The sequence below is a fragment of the Actinoallomurus vinaceus genome, assembly GCF_039542055.1.
Lineage (GTDB): Bacteria > Actinomycetota > Actinomycetes > Streptosporangiales > Streptosporangiaceae > Actinoallomurus > Actinoallomurus vinaceus.
In genome coordinates this window covers 306,484-312,483 of record NZ_BAABHK010000014.1, presented here as the reverse complement: position 1 = coordinate 312,483, position 6,000 = coordinate 306,484, and the positions used below count along the sequence as shown (strand labels likewise).

The following is a 6,000-nucleotide window of genomic DNA, read 5'->3' as shown; positions in this document are numbered from 1 at the left end:
CCCGGATCTTCAAACGCATCCGCCCCGGCTTCCGCTACGAACGCTCCCTGAGCGTCCTCACCGCCGCCAGGGAGGCGGGCCTGGTCACCAAGTCCAACCTCATCCTGGGGATGGGCGAGACCCGCGAAGAGGTCACCGAGGCGATGCGGGACCTGCACGAGGCCGGCTGTGAGCTGCTGACCATCACCCAGTACCTGCGCCCCTCCCCCCGCCACCACCCGGTGGAGCGGTGGGTCAAACCCGAGGAGTTCGTCGAGCTGAAGGACGAGGCCGACCAGATCGGCTTCGCCGGGGTGATGTCCGGACCGCTGGTGCGTTCCAGCTACCGCGCCGGCCGCCTCTACCAGCAGGCCATCACCGCCCGCCAGGCCCACTAGCCACCATGGCGATCAGTGTCTTCGACCTGTTCAAGGTCGGCATCGGCCCGTCCAGCTCGCACACGGGCGGGCCGATGGCGGCGGCCCACCGCTTCGCCCGGGGCCTGCTGCGCGACGGCCTGCTGGAGAAGACGGCGACCGTCCACGTCGTCCTCTACGGCTCGCTGGGGCTCACCGGCAAGGGTCACGGCAGCGACAAGGCCGTCATCCTCGGGCTGGAGGGCGACACACCGGAACGCGTCGACGTCGAGACGGCCGACACACGGGTCGCCGAGGTCCGCGAGCGCGGCGTCATCCGGCTGCTCGGCGAGCACGAGGTGCCGTTCGTGGTGGGCGACCACTTCGTCTTCGAGCGCAAGGTGTCGCTCCCTCACCACCCCAACGGGATGCGGTTCACCGCCCGCGACGCCGACGGCACCGAGCTGCGGGAGAAGGTCTACTACTCGGTCGGCGGCGGGTTCGTGGTCGACGAGGACGCCACCGGCGCCGACCGCATCAAGCCCGACGACACCGTGGTGCCCCATCCGTTCGCCACCGCCGCCGAGCTCCTCTACCGCACCCACGAGACCGGCCTGTCGATCTCCGCGCTGATGCTCGAGAACGAACAGGCCTTCGGCCGTGATCCGCAGGAGATCCGGGAACGACTGCTCGACCTGTGGCGCGTCATGCGGGAGAGCGTGACCCGCGGCTGCTCCCGCGAGGGCCTGCTGCCCGGCGGGCTGAAGGTACGCCGTCGGGCCCCGCATCTGCACCGCAAACTCGTCGCGGAGACTGCGACCGACCCGCTGCACGCGATGGACTGGGTGACGTTGTTCGCCCTCGCCGTGAACGAGGAGAACGCCGCGGGCGGGCGGATCGTCACCGCCCCGACCAACGGAGCCGCCGGCATCGTCCCGGCCGTCCTGCACTACTACGACAAGTTCGTGCCGGGCGCCTCCGACGACGGCGTCGTACGGTTCCTGCTGACCGCCGGGGCGATGGGCGTGATCATCAAGGAGAACGCCTCGATCTCCGGCGCCGAGGTCGGCTGCCAGGGAGAGGTCGGCTCCGCGTGCGCGATGGCGGCGGCCGGTCTCACCGAGGTCCTCGGCGGCACGCCGGAGCAGGTGGAGAACGCCGCCGAGATCGGCATCGAGCACAACCTGGGCCTCACCTGCGACCCGGTCGGCGGCCTGGTGCAGGTGCCGTGCATCGAGCGGAACGCCGTCGCCTCCATCAAGGCGATCAGCGCCGCCCGCATCGCGCTGCGCGGCGACGGCCGCCACTTCGTCTCGCTCGACCGCGCGATCAAGACGATGCGCGACACCGGCCGCGACATGCTCGACAAGTACAAGGAGACCTCGCGCGGCGGCCTCGCCGTCAACGTGATCGAGTGCTGATGCCCGACTCTGGGGGGTGACCGGTCACCCCCTAGGGTCGAGCGGGTGAGCACCTCATCTTCCTTCCCCGAGGGCGATGCCGAGACCATCGCCCGCAGAGCGTCGTCCTTCGGCGGCCAGGCGGCCGCCTACGCGGCGGAGCGCCCCGACTACCCCGACGCGGCGCTGCGCTGGGCGCTGGAGCCCGTCGCCGACCGCACTCCGCTGCGCCTCCTCGACCTGGGGGCCGGCACGGGCAAGCTCACCGAAGGTCTCCTGCGGTACACCGAGACCGTGACGGCGGTGGAACCCGACCCGGCCATGCTCGCCGAACTCCGTGAGCGCCTGCCGGAGGTGCGGGCGCTCGAGGGAACGGCCGAGCGGATCCCGCTGGCGGACGGGTCGGTCGACGCGATCATGATCGGGCAGGCGTTGCACTGGTTCGACCTGAGCCGTGCGCTGCCCGAGATGGCGCGGGTGCTCTCCCCCGGCGGCGTGCTGGCCGGGTTGTGGAACATCGATGACCACCGGGTTCCCTGGGTCAGAGGCCTCAAGGAGGTGTCCCGGGGGAAGGCGGCGCTGAAGGACTGGAACGCCGGGTCGGCGTTCGATCCGACGGCGGATTTCCCGAGGATCGAGCAGGCCGAGTTTCCGCACGCGCAGCAACGGACCGCGGAGTCGATGGCCGCGACGATCTGCACGCACTCGCACGTGCTGATCCTGCCGGAGGCCGAACGGGCGGCGTTGCGGACGAGGATCCTCGACTACCTGCACGCGACGCCGGAGACGGCGTCCGGGGAGTTCGATCTCCCGATCGTCACCCTGGCGATCCGATCGGCGCTCGCTCGCGACTCGTCGGCGTCGGGGTAATGTCCTGCGGGCACCGTGACAACGGCCTGGCGCCGGGCGGCCTGGTGGCGTCCAGACCGCCCGGTCCGGGATCCGGACGGAAGGGCGCCATCCATCTCAGTTCGCACGCCACTCGGCGCGGTCGGCGGCGAACCCGGCGTTCAGGGCATATTGCACGCTGACCACCGCCGCCTTCTTCGGCACGGCGAAGACGATGAACCCCGACCTGGCCTGACCCTGCTGGAGCTTGACGACCTTGGGGAAGCCGGGGCCGGCGGTCACCGTGGCCACGGTCGGGTCGTACGTCCGGCCGGCGCCGTCCACGACCTCCGCCCCGTAGGTCGGGCTGTCGTCGTACGCGGCGTCGCCGACGTTCTTCAGCACGAACCGCACGGCCACGAACCGCTCGCCCTTCCGGGGCTGCTGGAACGCGCCATGGCCGGTCGCCGTGGAGACGATCTGTTTGACCTTGACGGTGAGACGGAGCCGCCCCGCACCGCCCGAGTCGTCGGCGCCGCTCAGCGTGACGGCCTGGCCGACCTTGACCTGCTGGATCCGGATGCCCGGTGAGGGGGTGGGCGACTGGGAGTCCTTGGCGGTCTGCGCGGGGTTGCCGCACCCGGCGAGCAGCGCCGCCGCTCCGGCGGCAAGGATCAGCCTCCGCACGACGCCGCTCCCCCATTGGACGACCTGTCAGCACTGCTCGATCATGATAGAGGCCGCCACCGTCACCGGCGACCGAGCAGTCGCGGGTCAGGCGCTGGCCAGCCGCCGGAGTGCCAGCTCGGTGAGCAGCGCGGCCCCGTCGACCAGCACGCCGTCGTCGAAGACCGCGTCCGCCGCGTGGTTGAACGGGGCGGTGGCCGGGTCGCGGTCGGGAGGACAGGCGCCGAGGAAGACGAACGCGCCCGGCACCTCGTCCAGCACGAACGAGAAGTCCTCCGCCGCGGTCAGCGGATTCGGCGCCCAGACGAAGCGCTCCGGTCCGTACAGGTCACCGATCGTGGCCGCCGCGGCCTCCGCCTCGGCCGCGGTGTTGACCGTGACCGGGTAGCCCATCTCGTGGTGGACCTCGACGTCCAGGCCGTGCGCGGCCGCGATGCCGCGCAGCAGCTCTCCCGTGCCCTCGACGACCCGGGCGTGCGCTTCCCGGGAGAAGGAGCGGATCGTCAGGTCGAACCGTGCCTCGGCCGGGATGATGTTGGCCTTGCTGCCCGCGTGGAAGCTGCCGACCGTGATGACCACCGGGTCGAACGGGTCGAAGCGGCGGGTGGCGAACGTCTGCAGCGCCGTCACCATCTCGCAGGCCGCCGGGATCGGGTCCTTCGCCAGGTGCGGCTGCGAGCCGTGGCCGCCGGCGCCGTGGACGGTGACGTGCAGTTCGTCGGCGGCGGCCATCAGCGGACCGCGCCGGGTCATGAACCAGCCGCCCGGCAGCAGCGATGACGTGACGTGCAGCCCGTACGCTGCGACGGGCCGCGTCCCGGCCGCGTCGAGCACCCCTTCGGCGATCATGTGACGTGCCCCGGCGCTGCCCTCTTCACCCGGCTGGAACATGAAGACGACACTGCCCGCGAACTCCGCCTCCGCGAGGAGCCGCGCCGCCCCCACGAGCATCGCGGTGTGCAGGTCGTGGCCGCAGGCGTGCATCCGGTCGTCGATCCGGCTGGCGTAGTCGACGCCGGAGCGCTCGGTCAGGGGGAGGGCGTCCATGTCGGCGCGCAGCAGGACGGCGGGGCCGGGCGACGAGCCCCGCAGCACGGCGGTCACCGAGGACAGCGACCGCCCGAGGCCGATCTCCAGGGGAAGGCCGTCGAGGGCTGCGAGCACCTTCTCCTGGGTGCGCGGCAGCTCCAGCCCCAGCTCGGGCTCGGAATGCAGGTCGCGGCGGAGCCGTACGAGATCGTCCTGAAGATCGGCGGTGGCGCGCAGGGAGGGCATGGCACCTCAGGCTACGCCGCGGCCCTCTTCACGCACCACGTCGAAGATCACGACGCCGGTGATGTCGTCGCGGGCGAGCGCCGCCCGCAGGCGTGCCAGGGCCTCGTCGCGGATGCGCCGCCCCAGCCCGGCGAGGTCCGCGTCGGCGGGGCAGGTGACGCGGAGCAGCATCCGCGGGGCGGCCGCCCGGCCGGTCAGCCGCGCCCGTACCGCATGCACGCCGTCGTACGCCGTGACGTCCGCGACGACGGTGCGGACGGCGACGCGCGCGGCCATCCGCGTCGAGCCGGAGCGCGCGTCGCCGATCGCGAGCCTGCGCAGTCTCCGGTTCCGGCCGAGGGCGGCGAGCCATCCGGCCCCCAGGAGCGCGACCGCGCCGGCGATCGCGGCGGCGGCCGGCCAGAACCAGCCGTGCGCCGCGACCCACCGCGACGCCGTGGCCAGCCAGATCGGCCGGTGGGCGCGTCGTGGCCCGAACGCGCCGAGTCCCGTCGCCAGCGCCATACCGCCCGCGCACAGCAGCGCGAGGCCGGTCAGTGCGAGCCCCATCCGGTTCGTCACGTCAGTCCCTCCGCCAGTCGAGGCGTACGACGACCCGCGGCGCCCGCAGCAGGCCGATGTCGTCGATCCGCGCCCGTACGGCCTCGGCCGCGAGTTCCCGGAGGGTGCCGGGGTTCCGGTAGCCGGTGGCCGCGTACACGACAGCGCGCCGGCGAAGCGGCCCGCGCAACCGGACCCGCGCCTCGGCGATGCCGGGCACGTCCAGGGCGGCGGCCTCCAGCGCCGCGCACAGCCCCGACCGCCCGACGCCGAGGGCGCACCGGCGGGTGCTCCACACCAGCGCGGCGACGGACCCGCGACTCGGCAGCAGGGCGGCCAGCAGGAGCAGCAGCCCGGCGAGCGCGACGCCGCCCGCCATGGCGAGGACCACCGGGTCGCTCCACGCCGTCGTCCGCAGCAGCCGTGCCGCACGGGCGACGGCGGCGGTCCGCGGAACGGGGTGGCCGAGCAGGGTGGAGATCACCCTCGTCGCCGTCGCCGCGCCGGCGACCGTCAGCAGCGCGGCCGTGAGGATCCCGGCAGGCGTCCTGCGGGGCCGGAGGAGGCGTACGGCGGCCCCGCGCGCCCCGGACCGGTCGAGCGCCGGTATCTCGAGGGTCTGCACGATCGTGTCCTGCGCACCGTCGGCGTCAGCGATGGCCCGCTCCACGGCGACCTCCCGTCCGTCACCCGCCGCACGGCGCGTGACCATGCTCCTGTCGTGGGTTCGCCGGGAGGTCGAAGAGCTCACTTGAGCGTACGGAGCCCACGGTATTGGCTTCTCCCCCAGCCGGAGCAGAGGGACTCAACCCTCGCGGGTTGAGCTTTCTGCTTCACAGCCCGTTGCCGACCCGGAACACCGGCAAGGGACGGAATACCGCCCATCGGTCTTACACAAGCTCCACAGACCTGACATCCCGCCAGCCCGACGGTAG

General features: G+C 72.7%; 7 protein-coding genes. 3 read left to right on the top strand and 4 right to left on the bottom strand.

Annotated features, from left to right (window positions below; translation table 11 throughout):
- The 3 genes from ABEA24_RS39220 to ABEA24_RS39210 all read left to right on the top strand — a co-directional run.
- Positions 1 to 377: lipoyl synthase (locus ABEA24_RS39220; protein WP_486303931.1), on the top strand; the 377-nt coding region annotated here is incomplete at its 5' end.
- 5 nt (positions 378 to 382) lie between these two features.
- Complete coding sequence (locus ABEA24_RS39215; protein WP_345438087.1) at positions 383 to 1,756, top strand: L-serine ammonia-lyase; 1,374 nt, start codon at positions 383 to 385, stop codon at positions 1,754 to 1,756.
- A gap of 45 nt (positions 1,757 to 1,801) precedes the next feature.
- Positions 1,802 to 2,605 carry a class I SAM-dependent methyltransferase gene (locus ABEA24_RS39210; protein WP_345438085.1) on the top strand — a complete coding sequence of 268 codons (804 nt, stop codon included), beginning with the start codon at positions 1,802 to 1,804 and terminating at the stop codon, positions 2,603 to 2,605.
- Positions 2,606 to 2,701: 96 nt separating this feature from the next.
- Here ABEA24_RS39210 and ABEA24_RS39205 read toward each other — a convergent pair whose 3' ends face one another.
- From ABEA24_RS39205 to ABEA24_RS39190, 4 genes are all read right to left on the bottom strand, one after another.
- Entirely contained in the window at positions 2,702 to 3,250 is a 549-nt protein-coding gene (locus ABEA24_RS39205) for a DUF4352 domain-containing protein (RefSeq protein WP_345438083.1), read from the bottom strand.
- A gap of 87 nt (positions 3,251 to 3,337) precedes the next feature.
- Positions 3,338 to 4,525: a M20 metallopeptidase family protein gene (locus ABEA24_RS39200; RefSeq protein ID WP_345438081.1), complete on the bottom strand. Its 1,188-nt coding sequence runs from the start codon at positions 4,523 to 4,525 to the stop codon at positions 3,338 to 3,340.
- Between the two features lie 6 nt (positions 4,526 to 4,531).
- Positions 4,532 to 5,086: an alkaline shock response membrane anchor protein AmaP gene (locus ABEA24_RS39195; protein ID WP_345438079.1), complete on the bottom strand. Its 555-nt coding sequence runs from the start codon at positions 5,084 to 5,086 to the stop codon at positions 4,532 to 4,534.
- Position 5,087: 1 nt separating this feature from the next.
- Complete coding sequence (locus ABEA24_RS39190; protein WP_345438077.1) at positions 5,088 to 5,777, bottom strand: DUF6286 domain-containing protein; 690 nt, start codon at positions 5,775 to 5,777, stop codon at positions 5,088 to 5,090.
- Positions 5,778 to 6,000 lie beyond the last annotated feature (223 nt).

Coding starts and splice junctions, on each gene's coding strand:
- ABEA24_RS39215 (WP_345438087.1), top strand. CDS start 383: ATGGCGATCAGTGTCTTCGACCTGTTCAAGGTCGGCATCGGCCCGTCC.
- ABEA24_RS39200 (WP_345438081.1), bottom strand. CDS start 4,525: ATGCCCTCCCTGCGCGCCACCGCCGATCTTCAGGACGATCTCGTACGG.
- ABEA24_RS39190 (WP_345438077.1), bottom strand. CDS start 5,777: ATGGTCACGCGCCGTGCGGCGGGTGACGGACGGGAGGTCGCCGTGGAG.